Raw genomic sequence first — 19325 nt, forward strand, 5'->3', positions numbered from 1 at the left:
CGCGGCTGCGTTCAATATATTTTCGCATATTTCAAATATTTGGTGGCGGTTGTGAGTTCGGAGCGCTCCCGTGCGAGGCTCACGCTGGTGTCGTCCTCCTCTCCGATGCCGGCGTACCGCGTTGCGTCCGCGCTCATCAGGACGGTGAGACGTATCCAAGCCGAACTGTGTTCGCAGGCTGCGAAGTACTCGACGCGTGGGCGTCAACTACCCCACCCTACTTTGCTTACCCTCGAGCGGGACAGCTGCGCCGTCCACTGCCGTGCGTCCGAGCGACCGGTACTTGCGCGAGGAGCCGACCGATAGCTAGCGACGTCGACTCCCCACGGTCCGCATAGCTGGCTCCGTTATGGGTTTGGTGCTACACAGCTACGATTGGCGCACCAGCGGCTCGTACCACTCGCGGTTGGTCCGGTACCAGTCGATGAACTCCCGGACGCCCTCGCGGATATCCCGCGTGGGTTCGTAGCCCAGCAGCTCGTTGGCTTTCGAGATGTCGGCGTGGGTGTGGGTGGCGTCGGCCTCCCGGGCCTCGGTGTACTCGAGTTCGAGTTCGGGCGCGAGTTCGTCGCGGATCACCTCGGCGAGCGTCTCGATGTCGATGTTATCGGTGCTGCCGACGTTCAGAATCTCGCCGTCGGCCGAGTCGTCGCGGAGGAGCTGTTGGTTCACGTCGACGACGTCGTCGATATACGTGAAGTCCCGGGTCTGTTGGCCGTCGCCGTAGATGACCGGTGGTTCGCCGTTGAGACAGCGCGAGACGAAGTTGCTGATCGCCATATTGGGGCGCATCCGCGGGCCGTAGACGGTGAAGTAGCGCAGTGAGACCGTCGGCAGGCCGTACACCTCACTGTAGACGCGGGCGTACTGCTCGCCGGCGAGTTTGGAGACGCCGTAGGGACTAACCGGCGTCGTCGGGTGGGCCTCGTCGTAGGGGAGGTACTCGGGTTTGCCGTACACCGAGGAGGAACTCGCGAGGACGACGCGGTCGGTCTCGGAGTCGCGGGCGGCGTCGAGGACGTTCAGCGTCCCGTCGATGTTGATCGAGTTGGGCTTGCGCGGGTTGTCGACGCTGGTTCGGACGCCCGCCTGGGCGGCCTGGTGGTAGATCACGTCCGCGTCGCCGACGAGATCGGCGGTGAGGTCGTCGTCGCGGACGTCGCCGTTGACGAACTCGTACGTGCCGTCGGCGTCGGCCGCAGCCTCTTCGCAGATCTCGATGGTGTGTTGCTTGATCCCCGTATCGTAGTACGGATCGAGGTTATCTAAGACCGTGACGTCGTGGCCATCGTGTGCGAAGGCCTCCGCGAGGTTGCCGCCGATGAATCCGGCGCCACCAGTCACTAATACATTCATTATCCGAGTGATGATATCCCACTCACAAAAGCATACCGTTCTGTCTGATTTCGACTCGTGGCAGTGCTGTTGTTCTCGTTTCGCCTGTGCTGAAGCGGGTGAGCGTGACTGCTCACCAGTGGTGGTGGCACGATTTACAGCGTCGCCTCGATACACCCGTGGTCGGAATAGCTGCGGTCCATGCAACCGAGCCAGCGGGTGGGCACCTGGTTGACGTTGCAGGGTAGTACGACTCCAGATCAATAAGCCGCCCTCGAGGTCTCCAGTGGTCCATCAGTTCGCAGGGGCCCACGCGCAGACGGTCAGTTTGGGTTCGTCTGCTGGTGTGCGACGGGCTGTTCTGTCGCCTGACCCTCTCTGTCGACGACCTCTCGGTAGACGTTCGTCGTCTGGCAGACGGTGTCCCGCCAGGAGTACGTCTCGAGGATCGTCTCGCAGCCGGCGTGTCCATCTGGGCCGGCTGTTCGGCGTTCATCACGAAGAGGTCGTCGAGTGCATCGGCGAGTTTCCCCGAATTCCAAGGGGACGAGTCACGCCTCTTTCCACCTCTCTACGAAGCAGGCATCGCTGGACCGTCGATATGTACGTTCCCAAGAATGGCAACAGATTGCGTCTAGGAGTACTCGTCACCACTACCCGTGTTCAGCTGATTGTGGCAGTCCCTCATATTCAATTAAACTAGTCTACAAACAGAGGGGTACTACTATATATTAGAACGAAGAACACCAGAGACAACTAATGAATTGTCAGCTGAGAGTCTCTAGTCTGACGGGTAGGTGGCGAGACGCCACATGGGATCACGGAGGCGATCGTTCGTGAGCGGCGATCGCACGGCGTGTCTCACGCTCGATCTCGAGAACGACTGGTACTTCGACGACCCCGAGTACGACCATCTCACGTTCGAGTACATCGACGACTACATCGCCCAAATGAACCGGCTCGACGTCCCCGTGACGTTTTTCGTCGTCGGGAAGACGATCGAGCGCTACCCCGAGGTCATCGACAAGCTCGATACCGAACTGGACAGCGAGTTCCACCTCCACTCCTACCAACACGACACGTCGAAATCCTACGATTTCCGGACCGAGATCCGGAAGGGGAAGGAAGCCTTTGAATCTCACTTCGGCTACGAGCCCGAGGGGTATCGGGCTCCGCAGGGCAACATCGATCCCGCAGAGTTCGCGATTCTCGAAGCGGAGGGCTTCGACTTCGACTCGAGTATCTTTCCGTCGTTCCGACCCGGCATCTACAGCAACCTCGACAAACCGCTGGCACCGTACTGTCCGGAGGGAACCGACGACCTCGTCGAAGTCCCGATCGCGGCGACGCCCGGCACGCGGATCCCGGTCTGCCAGAGCTACCTCAAGCTGCTGGGTCGCCCCTATCTCTCCTATCTCAAGTACGGACCGTTGCCGGACCCGCTGGTGTTCAACACGCATCTGCAGGACTTCTACCAGACTGACTCCCATGATCAGCTTGGACAGCCCAAGCAGTCGATCATGAAACGGAATCTGGACGGGTCGCTCGAGCTGTTCGCCGAGGCGGTCGAGCGGATTCGGGCTCGTGGGTATGAGTTTGGGACGATGACGGACGTCATCGAGGCGCACGCGCCGTCTTGTACCGAACTGACGTACGATTCCACCGAGGTCGCGTCTCGACGGAGTCCCAAACCGGCTTGCCAACAGCACGAGCAGCCGGAGACAACGAACGGTGACTGACGGTCACCTATACAGTACTGCGTCTGAGCGTTCTGCTGCGAGACTCAAATACAACGACAGTCCGAACTAGGACTGTCGAACCAACGGTTCGTACCACTCGCGGTTGGCCTGGTACCAGTCGATAAACTCCCGGACGCCCTCGCGGATGTCCCGTGTGGGTTCGTAGCCCAGCAGCTCGTTCGCTTTTTCGATGTCGGCGTGGGTGTGTGCAGCGTCGGCCTCCCGTACCTCGGTGTACTCGAGTTCGAGCTCTGGGGCGAGTTCGTCGCGGATCACTTCGGCGAGCGTCTCGATATCGATGGTGTCGGTGCTGCCGACGTTCATGATCTCACCATCCGCCGCGTCGTCGGTGAGGAGCGTGCGGTTCACGTCGACGACGTCGTCGATGTAGGTGAACTCACGCGTCTGCTGGCCGTCGCCGTAGATCACTGGTGGCTCGCCGTTCAGGCACCGCGAGACGAAGTTCGAGATTGCCATGTTCGGGCGCATCCGCGGACCATAGACGGTAAAGTAGCGTAATGAGACCGTCGGGAGGCCGTACATCTCGCTGTAGACGCGCGCGTACTGTTCGCGGAGACAATCGAACTGATCCAGGGTCATGGCAACTCGTTCGAGACAATGACGGCTACCCTGGAGGCGAACGTGTTACTCGGTCTAGACGCGAAACAACTGAGCCGCCATCCGTACAAAAGACCGAACGTATTTCGTCAAAAGTATATCCTACTGACTCAACTGATGATTGGTAATGCGCGGACAGTTTCGAACTGGGAAGATCGACCAATCTCAGGTACTTTCCCTTTTGAACGAATCGTTCGGAGATTGGGGCGACGAGGAACTCTTCCAGTGGAAGTACGACGACTACCCCGGATACGACCCTGACGAGCACGCGTTCTCGATTACTGTCGGCGACGAATTGGCTGCATTTCGTCGCCTCTTTCGGCGAGAGTTCGTCGTTGATGGGGAAACGATCCCGATCCACATCTACGGCGACACAGCAGTCGCGCCGAAGTACCGGAGTCAAGGACTGTACTCCGAGCTCTATGAACGCACGAGAGCGTACAGCGAACAAAGCGACGCACAATACATTGGTGCGTTCAATCGCAAGGGAAATCTCACGTTCGACGCGAACCTCGAGCGAGGCTGGTCATATCGGACGCTTCCGCTGCAGCTACGGATTCTCTCTCCGAAAGCCGTCCTCGAGACCTATGCTTCGCTCATTACTGACGGTCTCCCCCTGATCGATTCGGTTGCAGAGGCAGTCGGTCACCGATTTCACGTTGGGACCAGCGACGGTCCGCTAACGCTTGACCAGATCGTCGCAACCGGGAACGATTTCAACGGGCGGTCTGTAGGACCTGCTCTTTCCAATACAGCAGTAACTGACTACGTCGAAGCTGTGAGTACAGACGGAAGTACAATCCGAGACCTTCTTACTACGTCTGCTCGGCTTGCTGCTAACGGCGATATTTCGATAGGCCGATCATCCAGTTCAACCACACTCACCTACGAGGATACTCCTGGCGAGGTCGACGTTACGGTGAGAGAGGCAGTCTCCAAAGCCGACCTCGAGCCGTTAACAACACTTTCTGGGGATGCTCCTTCGTTTCGACGAACGCGTGAAGACATCGAGCATCTCACTCGGTATCCGAACTCGGATCTTGTTCTTGCCCGTCGGAATGGGGCACTCGTTGGCTACGCCATCGTGGTTCCGTACGAGAACGATGGCGTCATAGAAGGTCGTGTTCTCGAAATGCAGACAAGAGACGAGGATCGAGCGGTATTCAACGCACTGATTAGACAGATCGAGAGTCGTGCACTCGAGCGCGAATTCGATTTACTTTTAATTCTCTCCGAAAAGGAAATTGACAATCAATGGGCAGCAGTCGATCAACAGGTCCTCGTCTGGGACGAATTAGAGCAAGCGGACAAAAAACCATTACAGCGCGGAAATATCCACGTCAGTTTCTATGACATTGTTTAATCGGACAACGGGTACCCCTCCGGAAGATCGTCCGTTGAAAGTGATCTTCAGTATTCAGCATCCGGCTCACGTTCACCTCTTTCGAAACGCGATCACCGATCTCAGGGAGCAAGGTGAGAAGGTGGAAGTGTACGCTCGGGAGAAAGAGATCGTCAGCGACCTTCTGGAACAGTACGATATCGATCACGAGATTCTTGCTCCAAAGACCGAGTCCGTCCTCGATCTGGCGAAGGTCGAACTGTTATACGAGTATCGACTGACGAAACGAGCTCGAGCGTTCGATCCCGACGTCATGGTCGCAATGGGTGGCGTCGCGATATCTCGACCGGGACTGCTGACGAGAGCCAAACGACTCGTCTTCACGGATACTGAGCACGCTACCTTGCAGAATGCACTTGCGTTTCCGTTCGCGACGAAGATCTGTACCCCGGAGTGCTATCAGGATACGATCGGAAAGAAGCAGGTGTACTACCGCGGCTACCACGAACTGGCATACCTTCACCCTAACCGATTCGAGCCGGACCCATCGGTTCTAGCAGAGGCTGATCTCGACCATGACGAACCGTTCGTCATTTTGCGGTTAGTCTCGTGGGATGCCTTGCACGACGTTGGTGACAGTGGTTTCGAGGATATCGTCGACGTCGTCCACGCGCTCGAGGAGACCGGCACAACGGTACGAATCACATCCGAAGCGGATCTCCCAACCGAGATCGAGGATCGGCAGGTCTCGATCCCTCCGAATCGAATTCACGACCTGATGGCGTTTGCGGATCTCTACGTGGGTGAGAGTGCGACGATGGCAACCGAAAGTGCAGTGCTTGGAACTCCGGCAGTGTTCGTCTCTTCGAGTCGACGGGGGTACACTGACGAACTTGAGGAAAAGTACGGTCTGGTCTTCAACTACTCGGGGCAGGACCGACACGAACGCGGGCTGCAACGCGCTCTGAGTATCCTCGAATCAACCGATCCGGAGCGTTGGAAGCACCGTCGGGAAGAGATGCTCAGCGAGAAGGTCGATACGACGGACGTGATTACGGGGATGGTTCGAAAGATGGCTCAGTAACGTCGAACGAGAGCTCCAGATTCGGAAGTCGTGTTGCTTCATACAAGCGTGCAGTCAACGTTTCTGGGTCCGGATTGTTTCGGCTAAGCCGGTTGGTTGCTGGGTCGTAGGTACGCTCGAGCTGTCTCTTGAGCCAGATCTTCTGTTGCTCTCGACTTTGATCTCCATAGAACGTCTCGAGTGCAAATGGGACCTCGAATCCAGGAGGATTGTACGCGTACCCGAATTTGTTGTTCTGGAGTCGCTGGACGTATGCTCGTGTTTCGGCATACTTGAGAATACGCTCGAAGGTATCAGTAGACCAAAACCCATGGTCAGGGTAGCTTTCGTAGAGTAGTGCTAATGCATACAAATTAAATGAATGATACCCGGCCGACTTGTGGATGTGCTCTTCTCCAGAGAGTGGAGCTCTTCGAACCGGTGCGAACTGGCTGTTGAAGAACGCATCAAGAACGCGGTTCCCAGTGAGATTAGTCCACTCGAGAGTTGATAGTACAAATAGCTTTTTGTCCTCTCTTGCTAAATTGTTCGTGGTCTTAATGCCGAACTCTGGAACGGATCGATGATAAATGAGACCGGGCGGAGCTGTGCTAATGAGGCTGCTAAGGTTATCAAGGAAAGTCAAGACCTGCTCTTCAACCTCTTTAGAGACGTTTTCATTACGCGCGAGGAGACCACCAGCGGCTGCAAACCAGAGCTGATGATTAAAAGTCGTGTCGAACCCGAGAACAGTCCCATCGATCTCGACCTGTTTCCAGAGGCCAACTGTTTCATTGAACGGATGTAGAAGAAATACCTCCTCAGCAACTTCGATCAAATCGTTTCGATCAAGTGCCTTTGCAGCAATAGTAAGTGCTTCAATTGTCCAGGCCTGCCCCATTACACCGTTACAGCTATCTTTTTCATCGCTATCACGATGGTGAAAAGTTGTGTCTCCTGGACGAGCATCTTCGCTCAAAAGGTAGGTGGCTGCGTCTTGTACGGCGTTAATGAATCTCTCATCACCAGTTGATTCATACACATTTGCAAAGGTGATAAGCCAGTGTCCCGTGTTTCGAACAGGGGTTTCTTGATCAGCGTACGGACCATTGTGGCCCGCTGGCATTGATCCATCGTTATTCTGGTTATTTATAAATTCTTCCGAAACAGAACACAAAAGCTGTTGTATATTATCCATGGTCGATCAACCAATAACGAACCCAGTTGTACACGTCCACTATTACAAGAAAGATTCAAAAGTCTTTACTTCTGGGAACGGCATTTCTATTTCAAATGTATAATGCTGTTGTGTCGGCACGCTCTCACCCTGATTCAGTTCGTCCAGTTCGAGCTCTTTACAACAAACGGTCCTTACAGAACCTCAGTTCGGTATGCAATGTAGACCTTGACGTAGTGTCTCCTCGCCCCCACGCTCCCCCGGTCGGGCCGTATTCGGAATATCGGAAGATACCCCAACAGTATGAATGGAGCGAGTACACTACTCACCACCCTAAATTCGTTTACTTCTTTCCCAGAAATATTGCTCTCTCTACACTAACACCAATCTCATTTCGACGAACTGTTGGCAAATATGCGGAGGAAAATTTTGAAGTTCCAGATGTTGTCCACGCAGGTCATATATTTCTTGACGGATACGGTATGATACCCTACTGCAAAGACCACGATCTGCCACTTTTTGTAATGGGTAGAGGTGCCACTCTGAATGATTACCCAGATATGTCCAATAAAAGGCAAGAAATGGTTGCTGAAACCCTTCAATTCTCTTCTGGAATCATTTGTGTAAGTGAGGCACTTGCAAAACGAGCACAACGGATTGTGTCTGACCCGACAAAGGTACATGTTGTTGCAAACGGCGAAAACCCAGACTTTTACCCGGAATCCCAGAGGGAAGAGATACGCAAAGAACTCAATATCCCCAGGGAAGATAACCTTGTTCTATTCGTTGGAGAGTTTGTAGAAAGGAAGGGGTTGAAGGAAATGATGAAGGTTTTGAATATGGTTGATCTACCAAACACTCACTTCATCTTCGTCGGTCAAACCGGTGGACTGCGGAGTGAGCTTCGAGATACTATTCTTTCTGCAAACATTGGGCATGAGTCTAAAATCCTCTGGCGCATGTCTCCATTAGCACTTCGCCGCCTATATACTGCCGCTGATCTTGTATGGCTTCCCAGTCGTGCAGAAGGTCGACCTAATGTAATTTACGAAGCAATGGCGAGTAAAACACCTGTCTTAGCTACCAGTATTGGAGGGGTGACTGAGCAGGTTGAACACGAGAGAACAGGGGTTCTCGTTCCTCCTAAAAGTCCAGATAGTCTCAAAAAACAACTTGAGTATTTGTTAAGTGATGATATGGACTTGGAATCTATGGGGGAGAAGGGATATGAGAGGCTACTCGATAAGGGTTGGACTTGGGAAAACCATGCTAAAAAGATAGCAAGTATTCATAGGGAGTCACTGCAGTGAAAAGATATAAGTGAAAGCACTAAATCTATGAATATATATTCATGAGTTCCGTCCGATCACTTTGGGGGAATGCCCGGACTATTCCTCTAACCATTCTAAATGATCTAGAATTACTAGAGAACATCTCACGATATGCAGATCCATTTCAAGTTGGATGGGTTAATACTAGTGAAATAGAATATATTACGGGTAGAGAAGGACCTAATAAATTCGCATGGGCAGATGCTGGTTTAGTTTTAGAAGGAGACTGGGATCAGACAACTGTGAGATTTGAAGAGAATTCAGAGTGGTATGAGGCCTTAGTCGATCGGTTTGTCCATGGTAAAGAGTGGGAAAATATAAGCGCTATACAGAAGCGTATCGAGATGGTGGAAAAGGGAGAGACAGTTATGGATGGTAGAGAATCTATTCAGGGTGTTTATGACCGGTGTCGTTTATTAGATAAGATATTTAAATATATGTCTAACAAGGGGTATAAAGAACAACCGATACTGGAAAAAGAAGGCCGTGGAAACCCGTATAATAAGATATTGCCATATAAAAATAGATATCATGAGATAGCTGTAGATGTCGGTCGGAATGGCGAACTACTTTTTGTAGACGGTAAACACCGTCTCTCTATGGCTAAAATATTAGATATTGATCGTGTGCCTGTAAGGATAGTTGTGAGGCATAAGGAATTTATGAAAAAGGATATAGATCTCAATATGGATCCTCCTGTGACTAATTATGGCCATCCCTTATTCCCAACACGGTGAATAGTACAAATATTCGAAGTTATGAACCCGCTCTCCAATATGATTGTAGTTCTATATTTCATTAACTAATTAGTCTAAATAGGGCAAGGCTAGACTGATACCCGGATTGAGCAAGCAGGAACTCAGTGGCTGAGAATCGTGTTTCTCATAGATCTTACGCAGAAATGCAGATCAGTAAAAAATTGATTTCAGCTCAGAATTATTATATTCACTAAGACAATACACTGTTAATTTTGACAGCGACTTCGTCGATAGTGATTCGCGACAACGTTCGCTCGTTCTCTAAGGTTCTGCTAAATTTACGTCGTAACTCTCGCTGAGCAGGTTGGTGTGTATCAGTCCAAATCAACTCAACAACCTGCTTACTTCTCAAACTGGCTGTATTAGACAGGTCTCTCTTTGGAACAAATTAAATACCGAACTTATAAATAAACTCAGTCAAGATTAATTTCTGATGGAGATAACACATAAAGCACAAAAGGCTTATAGAAAAGGTGGGGTACGACATTTATTCAACGAGATCTGGGAAAGGACAGTATTTCGAAGTAAAATCTCATATATCTTGAAACAAGCCATAGGAAAAGAACAACATGAGAGACTGGGGATGGCACCCCTAGTTGGCTATTGGCCTGATTTTGAAAATCCTAGATCTTTTAATGAAAAAATAGCTTATAGGAAGTTAAAAACGAATAAGTCTTGCTTTTCTACCCTTTCCGATAAATACCTTGTTCGAGAATATGTAAAAGAAAGAGTAGGCGAAGAATATCTCACTGATTTATATCATGTAACAGACAATCCAGAAACAATACCTTTTGAGGAATTGCCTGACAAGTTTGTAATAAAAGCAAATCACAGCTCGGGTAGGAACAGGATCGTAACTAATAAATCCGACATAGATACTACTGAGATAAAATATGAATGTCGGCAATGGTTATCTGAAGATTTTGATGGATTAAGAGAATATTGGTATACTGAGATAAAACCGAGAATCACCATCGAAGAATTTCTTGATGATGATCTTTATGAAGTACCACTAGATTACAAATTTTTTGTATTCGACGGAGAAGTGGAGTATGTCCAGGTTGATTATGGTCGGTTTGGTGCACATACAAGAAGTATATATGATAATAATTGGGAAGAGCAACCATTCGAGTATATCTATCCGAAAGCACCTCCGATTGATAAGCCAGATTCATTAGAGGAAATGATTGAGGTTGCTGAGTCTTTAGCAGACAATCTTAATTTTGTGCGTGTTGATCTATTTGATGTCGAAGGTGGTGGAATTTATTTTGGCGAGATGACGTTTGCTCCCGAAGGCGGAACCGGTCGGTTCCAGACCAAAGAGTATGATTTCGCAGTAGGATCTCACTGGAGTATTTAAATTCATTGGCTATTGGTTTAAAACACCCCCCGACGAACCGCGAGGGTGAAGTCCTCGAGATCGTCGAGTTTGACATGGGGACACACTAGGTGAACTTTGAAACCGAACTGCTGGGCGACGAGGCATACGAGTTTGTCGCCGACCGACCCAGCCAGCGATTCGACCGCGGTCGGTTAACCGACTCTGACTACCCGATCAACGGCAGGTCGGTGGGGGACCGGCGGCACTGCGGTGCCTACAACGACGGTTATCGGTCTGCTTTGAGCAGATCATCGTCGTCCAGAGCCTTGTTTACGGAACGTCCTGCGGGCGGACTATTTGGACCTGCCGAATCACGGGACTCGAGGGGTTGATCTCCGACTGCGATCCCGCAGAGACGATCGACGTTGCCAACTCCGCCGCGATCGATCACGAGGATAACGCCAGTGCCGAGATTAAGACTACCTCGATTGCTGTGTGAAGCGCTGTGTTGAATAGCGCCTCGCAACCCACAGTGAAACCAAGTCGGTTTTGAGATCACTTCCGTTAGCGTCGAGTACGTCGGCCCAGATTATGACGATCCGCGACGACACCGCTATTCAACAGAGCAATGTGAAGATTGACCATAAGATCATTCTACCCGACGAGCGGATCACTTGGAACACGATGCCCAAGTTCCACGAAGCCGAATACATTGTGATCCGCGGGGCGACAGCACTATCCCTGATACGGCCGACCAGTTGCTTTGCTGTAGCGTCTTCTTCAGGATTGTGATAGCAGCCGGCACATCAAGCATGTTAAGCGTGAGGGACTAACACTCGTTCTTTTAAATTCCCCTCGTAGTTCTCGCTGAGAAGGTCTGTGAGCATTAGTCCAATTCAATCCCACGACCCACTCATTTCTTAAACCATTTGAGTAGACACAAACCATTAATTATCAATACCATTTAGATCTGGGTGCTCAATTGAAAGATTTCCTTCTAGAGCTTCTTCACGCTTTTTTTGCCATCCACTATGGCGGATTATAACATGAACTGGGATCTTATCAATATTAAGAACATTAGCTATTGCAAGACGGTGCCACCCTCCTCCGCCAAAAACAAACTGGCCATTACGGCCAACATTTAAACAAACTTCGTCTAATGCGGCTCGCCGTGGATCGTTATTTGTGAGTTCCCGTTGGGAGTAGTAGCCATTTTGCTTTATTGACTTGTATAATTCATCGATGTGTCTATATCGTTCTTTGAGGTCCCTTTCAGTATAACACCCATCAATACTTCCATATTCTTCAATATAATCCGCGAGTTCGTCATATATCCCTGTTTCTTCCCATGACTTATCTTCCTTATATCGCTCAAGAACAGCACGATACTTTGGGGACGTTTTGATGTGTGGACAATTTTTTTCTAAGTCCCAATCTCCACCCACTATCTTTCCAGTATCTGTATATTTACTAACGGATAGGATCCCGTTTGAATGGTATGATAGACCACACAATCTAACGTTGGCTGGATCAACCATTATTGGTGTATAAGGGTCTGGAATTTCGTCAAATCCTTTGACAAATTTATTGTATAATAAATTGTATCTAATATGGTGTCTATATAAATAGTGCCTTTGAAGTGATTTATTCACGGCCTTAATTATATAAGAAGGGTCATGTGTAGCTAACAGGTTTTTGATTAATTTTTTTCTAGCCATAAAATCTAAATCACGCTTTGCTGTTCTGAGGATTGTACGAAATATAGGTCGTGGCCAGCATTTGAATGGATTCTTTGAATATAAGGTGTATTGTCTAGATAGTTAAAGTCGTTGTGATCGAATCTTAAACCATTATACACAACAGGATCTCGTATTCGGTCTGCTTCAGTAATTGCTAAATATGTACTTTCATTATAGTGGTTCTCTAGATCGTGGTGGGCAAAATGATTCGGAACGCCACCTGGGTCAACATCAGAATGATAATAATCGCTGCTATCTCTACCGCTTGATCCAAGGATCGCATCACCATACCGATCAACACTTGAACGAACATGATCGAAATTAGCATCATCAGTATACTCAAATGATATTTCAAAACCAGCTAATTGGGATTCCGTCACATGCTCCGAATCTTGGAAAACATAAGGGGAAGGATGAATGACTAGAACACTCATTAACATAAATATCACAATGAGAATAGATAGAGTGCTTTTAAGAGATTTGCTTGACGTGTAGTGGAGAACATCTCCTATCGCAACAGAACCGATAATCGAGACTATAACAAGAAGGAAACCGACATACCGAACCGCTTGATTTGCATCATTGATGATTAGATATGCAACAGTCACCAAAAAGACTGGCACACCGCCAATAAGGAGCCCTGTTCCAATAGAAATTCCAAGCGGGTTGTGGCTTTTCTTCTTATTGGAGTGATTTGTATAGGTACCCCAAAGAAGGTATAGCACAGAAGAGACCCCAAATACAGCCCCGGCCAAAAACAGTTTTATGAATATCTCTTCTACACTTCCCCCCACTGCTGCTAACGAGGCGCCCCGCTCGGCAGCTCCACCGGATCCGGCGGAGGCAGTTCCCGAGAATATATAATATGCAATCCTTCCTAATGAGCTTTCAAACTGGTCACTATATCCAATCCAAACCCAGGCAACTGTCGCTAAAAAGAAGGAGAAAATAAGAGGACTAGGCTTATTTTCAATCATTGGGTTTCGCACATAGCTATTGTCTAGTATATACAGCGATATAGCCAATAACAGACTAGTCATAGCCAGCATAGCAGCCATTTGTGGATGAAATAACAAGAGGGACAGACAAACGAGGGAAAACAACAAGAAGTTCTTCTTATTTCCGCCTTTTATTGCTTTTAAGAGAAAAAAGAGAGCAGCAGGAGATAAAAACAACGCAATGTTTCGAGGTGCTGGTTGTAGATGGGTAGATATGTGGTCAATCGGGATATATAAAAGCCCGGATAGAAATCCAACCGCTAACACGCTATAATTATCGCTAATAGTTCTAGCACAAAGGCCAATAAACAATGGAAATAGTGTCGCTATGACTAATGAGAGGATAGAGTAAGAATGGAAAAGATCCAACGAACCAATTACACTGATGGTGATAGACAGAACATGAGACAAAGGATAGAACAGATCGAGAGGCGCGGTTAGACCGTCTTTTATGTCCATTGCGATTCCTACATGGCTCAACATATCGCCCTCTCCAACATGCCTATATCCGCGAATTAATGGCAAGGCAACAACAGTGACCACTGTGAAAAAACTAGTGAATAATAGCAAGGATTCGTGGTTGCGACCTATGGAAAAAACACTGCTAAGTGAAGCGAGTAACATTGATAAAGAGGTTAGTAGTGGAAGTAAAATTAAAGCCCAGACGACGGTTGGGGTTTTCGAATAAATTGACACTTCATATCCTTGTGCAGGTGCATTGTATGCAACTAGAACTCCGACAAAAATAGACAAATAACAAAATGAGAGAATGAGATGAAGATACCGTTTGGTGACTATAGAAGTTGAACTCATTCTTTTCAAGGTTGTATCTCCATCACATATATGGTTTTTCATCCAAGTTATCCAGATCACTCCGGTCCTGACGCTGTCCACTCGTTTTCCTAAGATATTTCTGAATCTCCATGTTTTACTAGAATCTTCTATTAACTTATCTAAAACCGACTGCTCTTCAGAATTAGTTCAATCATTAGTGTGAAATCTCTGATATGGGGACGATTCGAAGAATATATAGATTTAAAGCATAGTTATGATGTATGAGTGAAATCAAGACACAATATAAAAAGGGAGGACTACCCTTGGTAGCTGTAAAAGCGGCAGAGGGGTTCTTTTCTCAGGTGGGAAGCATAAGCTCCGTAATGAAACTGATAGGGAAAGAAATAAAATATCGAGATCGATATCCGCTTTCGATGACGGATCGCGTGGCAGCCTGGAGAAATGGATTTTCGTCTAAAACATATGCTTCCCTCTCACTAATGGACAGAGACCCTAATGATTATTTGTCGGATATTGAACAGAGAAATCTTGTCCGCCCAGGTGTAAATGAAGAATATGTTGACATAATAGAAAACAAAGCTGCCTTTCATAAATCAACATCTCCTTACTCAAATAATTTACCTGTCGTATATGGATCTATTAATAATGGTGATTACTTATCGGTTGAGGATAAGTCTCAGAATATGTTTTCCACTCTTCACAAAGAAGGCAATTTAATAATAAAACCTGCAGCTGGGAAGGCGGGTAGGCGTGTGCACCGTTTGTCATATGATGGCTCAAGCTACTATGTGAACGGTGATAAAAAAAGAAAAGAAGCAATCGAGAAGTGGATAAGTAGCATTGACAACTATGTTGTAGTCGAATTCATTGACCAGGACCAATACTCTGATAATATATTCCCCGACTCTGTTAATACGATTAGAATATTAACTATTAGAGACCCCGATACAAAAAACTTCTTTATAGGCCGGGCAATACACCGTTTTGGCAGTCAGTCATCTATCCCAACGGATAACTGGTCAAGGGGAGGGTATGCTGCAGCAGTTGAAATCGAAACTGGTGAAATAGGGCGTCTTTGGAAGTATTCTAGAGAGAAAGGATTAGAATCATATAAAAAGCATCCAGAAACAGACCAGCCAGTTACGGGTACGAAAGTGCCTGATTGGGAGAAAATCAAGGAATCTGTATTAGAAATGGCGGAAATACATAGAGAAAACCCATATGTTGGATGGGACGTGGTTTTGTCACGAAATGGTCCTAAGATCATTGAGGGTAATTGTGCACCAGGAACAATCACCCTTCAGATTGAGAATGGACTTTTGTCTGAAAATAGAATACACCGGTTCTTTAATAGTGTTAGTGGACAGGAATGACCGCTGTCGGTACAGATAGTTCCCGCAGCGCTCTTCGGAAGCAAACCGTTGGTCGGACAGAACTGGCGCTGTGAAAACGTAGCGGGCAAGAGTGATGCGTCAGCATCACCCGACTACGTTCCCAGTTGAAGTAATTCGCTCAGAGGCAAGCGCTGCGATGGCCTCTATTGCCCGCGCTGCCAGTCTGAATCGGTGATCAAGTATGGTAGCTATCGGGAGTATCAGCGGTATCGCTGTAAGGATTATCGACGCACCTTCAATGACAAGACTGGCACGATCTTCGCGCACGCGAAGATCGGCCTCAATAAGTTGTTGTTCGTGTTCTACTCGTTGCTTTGGTCCAACACGAGCGTCCGCCAGTTAGACGCTGAACTTGATGTCTTTTACCGGTCGGTTCACTGGTGCGTCAAGCGTTCTGGCGAACTGCTTGACGCGCCTACCATCGATCTCGTTGGCCCAGTCGAAATGCATGAGTGTTACGTCTCTGCCGAGAAGAAAAGCCGCGAGCGCGACCAAGAGTCACGCTCGTGTGGCCTTTCGAAACGTGGGCGAGGAAGCTACGACGATGACAAGCCACCATTGTTTTTCCTTGTTGATCATGGCTGCGATATATTGTGCCTTCGAAATCCGCCGACGCATCCACATGAACATCTGCGAGAGCCACCGTCGCGCCAGCGACGCGTGACTCTCGCCGCACCGAGGCGTCTAAGGACAAACTGACCGCGTATCTCAGAGCGTTCCAGTCCGGTAAAGGATCCTCCGCAAATTCAGTCAAGAAGCCCTCAAAGAAATCGTTCGAACCGTTCTTTGACTCACTAACAACGTACTTCACAAGAGCGTCCCGCAGTATAGGTCAGTCACTATATTAACTTTGAAGCTATGTACTTTATATCTAATACACCTATGATAGATGAAAGGGCTGCCCAAACCAAGGTCCCAGTTGCAACAACTAGTAAGAGCGTAACCCAGCCGTGAATAAACTCGAGTAGCAGAAAGACTACCACAGACATGACTGCAGTAGTAAAAGCTATCGACAGTACATTTTTTAGCAAGTATCTGTACCTTATATTGAATTCACTAGTTATTATATAGAAATTGAAAGCGACATAAATAGAATGGGTAATAACCGTAGCGATTGCAGCACCAACAACACCAATAGTGGGAATAAGGACGATATTGAGGAGAACATTGCTTCCTGAAGAGATTCCCTTAGCAACTGCACGTGATCTTGCCCTTCCCAGAAAGTCCAATCCGTTACCTGTGATTTTCGAAATTGCCTCTAATACGATATAGATACTTAATACTTGAATGACCGGTACTGCACCGGTATAGTCTGCCCCAAAAATGAGTCCAATAAGTGGTTCCGCAACAAGTGCTAATCCTGCCGCTGCAGGTATATAGAGTAGTAACGTGTGAGTCAAGGCGGTTTCATAGATCTTAGATGCACGGGAAATATTCCCCGACGATTTCTCCGCTCCAAATGTAGGAGAAAGGGTAAAACCAAGAGCAGAGACAGGAGTTTCAACGAATTCAACAGCTTGCTTTCCGATGACATAGTATCCTACGTGTACTGGACTAAGGAAAAATCCAACAAGAAGTGTATCAACTCTCTTATCTAATACTGTCGCTGTATGAGTTGCGGTTATAGGAATAGAATATTCCATAATTCGCCGTCGAAGACCTGGTTCAGTTTCTCCAGAATCATCTGATCTATAATAATTCACATAAATCACATAAAGACCAAACAAAAACGCTAGTATGGCTGAAAGAATATAGCCAACGAGAGCACCTATTACACCATATCCAAGAACCAGAATAGCGATTACTATGAACAACCTGGATACTTTATGTAGAGCATGTATAGATGATGCGTTCTTTATGTCTTCAAGTCCTTGGAAAAACTTCCGGAAATCATAAACAAGAACAGAAAAAATAACATAAGGAGTTCCAAGTAAGAGTAATAGAGCTATTTCTGGTTCTCCAAGTAAGTCTGCAATTATCTCACGGGCGAATATCAGAGCCCCAATTATAATAAATAATGTTGCCAGATTTAGTGTAATTGCTATTCTGATAATAGCGGGGATTTGATCTGGCTGGCTTTCCTTATATTCAGAAAGGTATCGGGCTGCGGACTTCGCAATCCCTAATTTCGCACCAATTTTCAATACTGCAAAAACTGAGAGAGTAAGGAAAAATAAACCATAGCTATTTGGATCAAGAAAACGAGCGAGAAGAACTGATATGAGCCCACCAGAAATCGTTGTGAGTATTTGACCTAAAAATTCAACTTTGAATCGTGAACTTATACGTGAAGATATACCCATTATGTGTTAATGAATTCTGAGACAGTCATATATTTTATACTATTTTAAGAATTTTATATTACTTGTGCTGCGAAAGGATATCCTTATTTCCACTCTCAGATTGGGTAGTCTCTCGTTAAAAACGTATCGACTCAATTGTATATCTCCATTATCAGCAGCGGTTATGTTGGAACGGCGGTTGCAGCCTGTTTCGCAGAGTTCAGTCACGGCGATCGATGTCGTCGAAAACGTCTTCAACACGCTCAATGAAGGGAAAGCGCCGATCGACTCGAGGTAACCACTTCCTATGACGCGGTGCCCCAGTGGACGTCACGTTCCTCGCGACCGGCATACCCCCGAACGAAGTCGGCAGCATCAACCTCACCGCACCCGAGGCAGCCGTCGAGGCGACAGGCGATCCCCTCGCTGACAAGTCTGAACGACACCTCGTCGCCACCAAGAGTACCGTGACGCCAATGAGTCTCGGGGGCGTCCTCGAGCCGGCAGTCAAACGAGGCGTACCGGTAACGAGAACGTCGAAGTCGGCATGAATCCCGAGTTCTTCTGCGAGGGGAGTGCGGTCTCGGACTTCGTGCACCCGAGTAAGGTCGTCTACGGGACTCGCTCCTAGTGGGCAACCGAACGGCTACACGAGGTGTTCGAACCGCTGCTCGAGCAACACGACGCCGACGTCGTCGAGACCGATCCGCGGCGGCATCGATGACCGAGTACGCCAACAACGCCTTCCTTGCCTCAAAGATTAATCTCGTCAACGACCTCGGGAACATCTTTCGAGCCGGAACGGCTCGAACAAGTCGTCAACACGCTCGTTCACCGGGGTATTGCCGAGCTGCTTTCTGAGCAGGTGGAAATTTACGCAGACCTTTACCTGCGGCTCTACTATGGTAACGAAGACGACACAGAGCCTCTACCATTCGGAAGCGAAGCATGGAAACTATACACTGGCGGTGTCGCCGTCTTCGAAACGGCACACCGCCAGCAGTGTCTTCGCTGAGTTTTTGATGTTCTCGACGGTCTCGATACCGAGGCCAGGCCGTCTCCCTTGACTGCGAATTCTACGATAGCAAGTACTCACGCTGCTTCTGGCGTACAACTACGCTTATATCAGCCTGATTACCCGTTGGTGCAAGGCGATTGAGCAGGACTCTCTGAAGACTGGAGTCGCGTCAGTTAGGAAAACTCAGCGGTCACAGCTGAACCATCAAGTTTCCCGTCTACATCGACTGCCCGTACCTGAATGGTCAATACGACCACACGAGGTGACGCGTCACGGCTACGCCGCTGACGCGCCGTTCATCGAGACTCTACACGATGCGCGATACCACTACAGCAAATATTTCAGTATCGAGTCGAGCTCTCGCTTGTCCGAACAAGCGATAGCGACGATAACGACACGAGACTTGACGGTAAGA

General features: G+C 48.4%; 15 protein-coding genes and 3 pseudogenes. 11 read left to right on the forward strand and 7 right to left on the reverse strand.

Annotated features, from left to right (window positions below; genetic code table 11):
- Positions 1-11: 11 nt before the first annotated feature.
- Together QA609_RS21210 and QA609_RS21215 are read right to left on the reverse strand one after the other, a co-directional pair.
- Positions 12-137, reverse strand: coding sequence for a hypothetical protein (locus QA609_RS21210; protein ID WP_278304624.1), 126 nt, complete (start codon positions 135-137; stop codon positions 12-14).
- 232 nt (positions 138-369) lie between these two features.
- A complete protein-coding gene (locus QA609_RS21215; RefSeq protein WP_278304625.1) occupies positions 370-1356 on the reverse strand; it encodes an SDR family oxidoreductase in 987 nt (328 codons plus the stop codon).
- A gap of 815 nt (positions 1357-2171) precedes the next feature.
- Between QA609_RS21215 and QA609_RS21220 the strand changes: the two genes are divergently transcribed.
- Positions 2172-3074, forward strand: coding sequence for a polysaccharide deacetylase family protein (locus QA609_RS21220; RefSeq protein ID WP_278304626.1), 903 nt, complete (start codon positions 2172-2174; stop codon positions 3072-3074).
- A 66-nt stretch (positions 3075-3140) separates the two neighbouring features.
- Here QA609_RS21220 and QA609_RS21225 read toward each other — a convergent pair.
- Positions 3141-3644 (reverse strand): annotated as a pseudogene (locus QA609_RS21225) (NAD-dependent epimerase/dehydratase family protein); the annotation flags it as partial.
- A gap of 175 nt (positions 3645-3819) precedes the next feature.
- Between QA609_RS21225 and QA609_RS21230 the strand changes: the two are divergent.
- Positions 3820-5055 (forward strand): GNAT family N-acetyltransferase, encoded by a 1236-nt coding sequence (locus tag QA609_RS21230; protein ID WP_278304627.1) that lies wholly within the window; start codon positions 3820-3822, stop codon positions 5053-5055.
- The gene (locus QA609_RS21235; protein ID WP_278304628.1) at positions 5042-6118 is read left to right on the forward strand and encodes a DUF354 domain-containing protein; all 1077 of its coding nucleotides are present in this window, start codon (positions 5042-5044) and stop codon (positions 6116-6118) included. The genes QA609_RS21230 and QA609_RS21235 overlap by 14 nt, the downstream gene beginning before the upstream one ends.
- On the opposite strand, the gene QA609_RS21240 is transcribed toward QA609_RS21235, so the two are convergent.
- The gene (locus QA609_RS21240) at positions 6087-7223 is read right to left on the reverse strand and encodes an agl cluster protein AglQ (RefSeq protein ID WP_278304629.1); all 1137 of its coding nucleotides are present in this window, start codon (positions 7221-7223) and stop codon (positions 6087-6089) included. The two genes, QA609_RS21235 and QA609_RS21240, sit on opposite strands and share 32 nt — an antisense overlap.
- A 287-nt stretch (positions 7224-7510) precedes the next feature.
- Between QA609_RS21240 and QA609_RS21245 the strand changes: the two genes are divergently transcribed.
- From QA609_RS21245 to QA609_RS21255, 3 genes are all read left to right on the forward strand, one after another.
- Complete coding sequence (locus QA609_RS21245; RefSeq protein ID WP_278304630.1) at positions 7511-8584, forward strand: glycosyltransferase family 4 protein; 1074 nt, start codon at positions 7511-7513, stop codon at positions 8582-8584.
- A 41-nt stretch (positions 8585-8625) separates the two neighbouring features.
- Positions 8626-9342, forward strand: a complete 717-nt coding sequence (locus QA609_RS21250; RefSeq protein WP_278304631.1) for a hypothetical protein — start codon at positions 8626-8628, stop codon at positions 9340-9342.
- 454 nt (positions 9343-9796) lie between these two features.
- Positions 9797-10723: an ATP-grasp fold amidoligase family protein gene (locus QA609_RS21255; RefSeq protein WP_278304632.1), complete on the forward strand. Its 927-nt coding sequence runs from the start codon at positions 9797-9799 to the stop codon at positions 10721-10723.
- A 908-nt stretch (positions 10724-11631) separates the two neighbouring features.
- Here the strand turns inward: QA609_RS21255 and QA609_RS21260 are convergent.
- Both QA609_RS21260 and QA609_RS21265 read right to left on the reverse strand, forming a co-directional pair.
- Entirely contained in the window at positions 11632-12402 is a 771-nt protein-coding gene (locus QA609_RS21260) for a hypothetical protein (protein WP_278304633.1), read from the reverse strand.
- 5 nt (positions 12403-12407) lie between these two features.
- Complete coding sequence (locus tag QA609_RS21265) at positions 12408-14234, reverse strand: hypothetical protein (RefSeq protein ID WP_278304634.1); 1827 nt, start codon at positions 14232-14234, stop codon at positions 12408-12410.
- Between the two features lie 242 nt (positions 14235-14476).
- On the opposite strand from QA609_RS21265, the gene QA609_RS21270 reads away from it, so the two are divergent.
- On the forward strand, positions 14477-15589 hold the full coding sequence (locus tag QA609_RS21270; RefSeq protein WP_278304635.1) for a sugar-transfer associated ATP-grasp domain-containing protein: 1113 nt from the start codon (positions 14477-14479) through the stop codon (positions 15587-15589).
- A gap of 94 nt (positions 15590-15683) precedes the next feature.
- Positions 15684-16340: pseudogene (locus QA609_RS21275) on the forward strand (IS1595 family transposase).
- A gap of 109 nt (positions 16341-16449) precedes the next feature.
- Here QA609_RS21275 and QA609_RS21280 read toward each other — a convergent pair.
- Positions 16450-17913: a flippase gene (locus QA609_RS21280; protein ID WP_278304636.1), complete on the reverse strand. Its 1464-nt coding sequence runs from the start codon at positions 17911-17913 to the stop codon at positions 16450-16452.
- A gap of 302 nt (positions 17914-18215) precedes the next feature.
- Between QA609_RS21280 and QA609_RS21285 the strand changes: the two genes are divergently transcribed.
- The 3 genes and pseudogenes from QA609_RS21285 to QA609_RS21295 form a co-directional block, all read left to right on the forward strand.
- The gene (locus QA609_RS21285) at positions 18216-18443 is read left to right on the forward strand and encodes a hypothetical protein (RefSeq protein ID WP_278304637.1); all 228 of its coding nucleotides are present in this window, start codon (positions 18216-18218) and stop codon (positions 18441-18443) included.
- Entirely contained in the window at positions 18440-18523 is an 84-nt protein-coding gene (locus tag QA609_RS21290; RefSeq protein WP_278304638.1) for a hypothetical protein, read from the forward strand. The genes QA609_RS21285 and QA609_RS21290 overlap by 4 nt, the downstream gene beginning before the upstream one ends.
- Positions 18524-18676: 153 nt before the next feature.
- Positions 18677-19325 (forward strand): annotated as a pseudogene (locus tag QA609_RS21295) (ISH3 family transposase); the annotation flags it as partial.

Origin of the sequence: Natronococcus sp. A-GB7 (genome assembly GCF_029688865.1) — an archaeon.
In the GTDB taxonomy this organism is placed as follows: Archaea; Halobacteriota; Halobacteria; order Halobacteriales; family Natrialbaceae; genus Natronococcus.

What these genes read in the sequence shown, in the direction of transcription:
- QA609_RS21210 (WP_278304624.1), bottom strand. Translation starts at nt 137, where the DNA reads ATGAGCGCGGACGCAACGCGGTACGCCGGCATCGGAGAGGAGGACGAC.
- QA609_RS21215 (WP_278304625.1), bottom strand. Translation starts at nt 1,356, where the DNA reads ATGAATGTATTAGTGACTGGTGGCGCCGGATTCATCGGCGGCAACCTC.
- QA609_RS21230 (WP_278304627.1), top strand. Translation starts at nt 3,820, where the DNA reads ATGCGCGGACAGTTTCGAACTGGGAAGATCGACCAATCTCAGGTACTT.
- QA609_RS21235 (WP_278304628.1), top strand. Translation starts at nt 5,042, where the DNA reads ATGACATTGTTTAATCGGACAACGGGTACCCCTCCGGAAGATCGTCCG.
- QA609_RS21240 (WP_278304629.1), bottom strand. Translation starts at nt 7,223, where the DNA reads ATGCCAGCGGGCCACAATGGTCCGTACGCTGATCAAGAAACCCCTGTT.
- QA609_RS21250 (WP_278304631.1), top strand. Translation starts at nt 8,626, where the DNA reads ATGAGTTCCGTCCGATCACTTTGGGGGAATGCCCGGACTATTCCTCTA.
- QA609_RS21255 (WP_278304632.1), top strand. Translation starts at nt 9,797, where the DNA reads ATGGAGATAACACATAAAGCACAAAAGGCTTATAGAAAAGGTGGGGTA.
- QA609_RS21260 (WP_278304633.1), bottom strand. Translation starts at nt 12,402, where the DNA reads ATGGCTAGAAAAAAATTAATCAAAAACCTGTTAGCTACACATGACCCT.
- QA609_RS21265 (WP_278304634.1), bottom strand. Translation starts at nt 14,234, where the DNA reads ATGAGTTCAACTTCTATAGTCACCAAACGGTATCTTCATCTCATTCTC.
- QA609_RS21270 (WP_278304635.1), top strand. Translation starts at nt 14,477, where the DNA reads ATGAGTGAAATCAAGACACAATATAAAAAGGGAGGACTACCCTTGGTA.
- QA609_RS21280 (WP_278304636.1), bottom strand. Translation starts at nt 17,913, where the DNA reads ATGGGTATATCTTCACGTATAAGTTCACGATTCAAAGTTGAATTTTTA.
- QA609_RS21290 (WP_278304638.1), top strand. Translation starts at nt 18,440, where the DNA reads ATGAATCCCGAGTTCTTCTGCGAGGGGAGTGCGGTCTCGGACTTCGTG.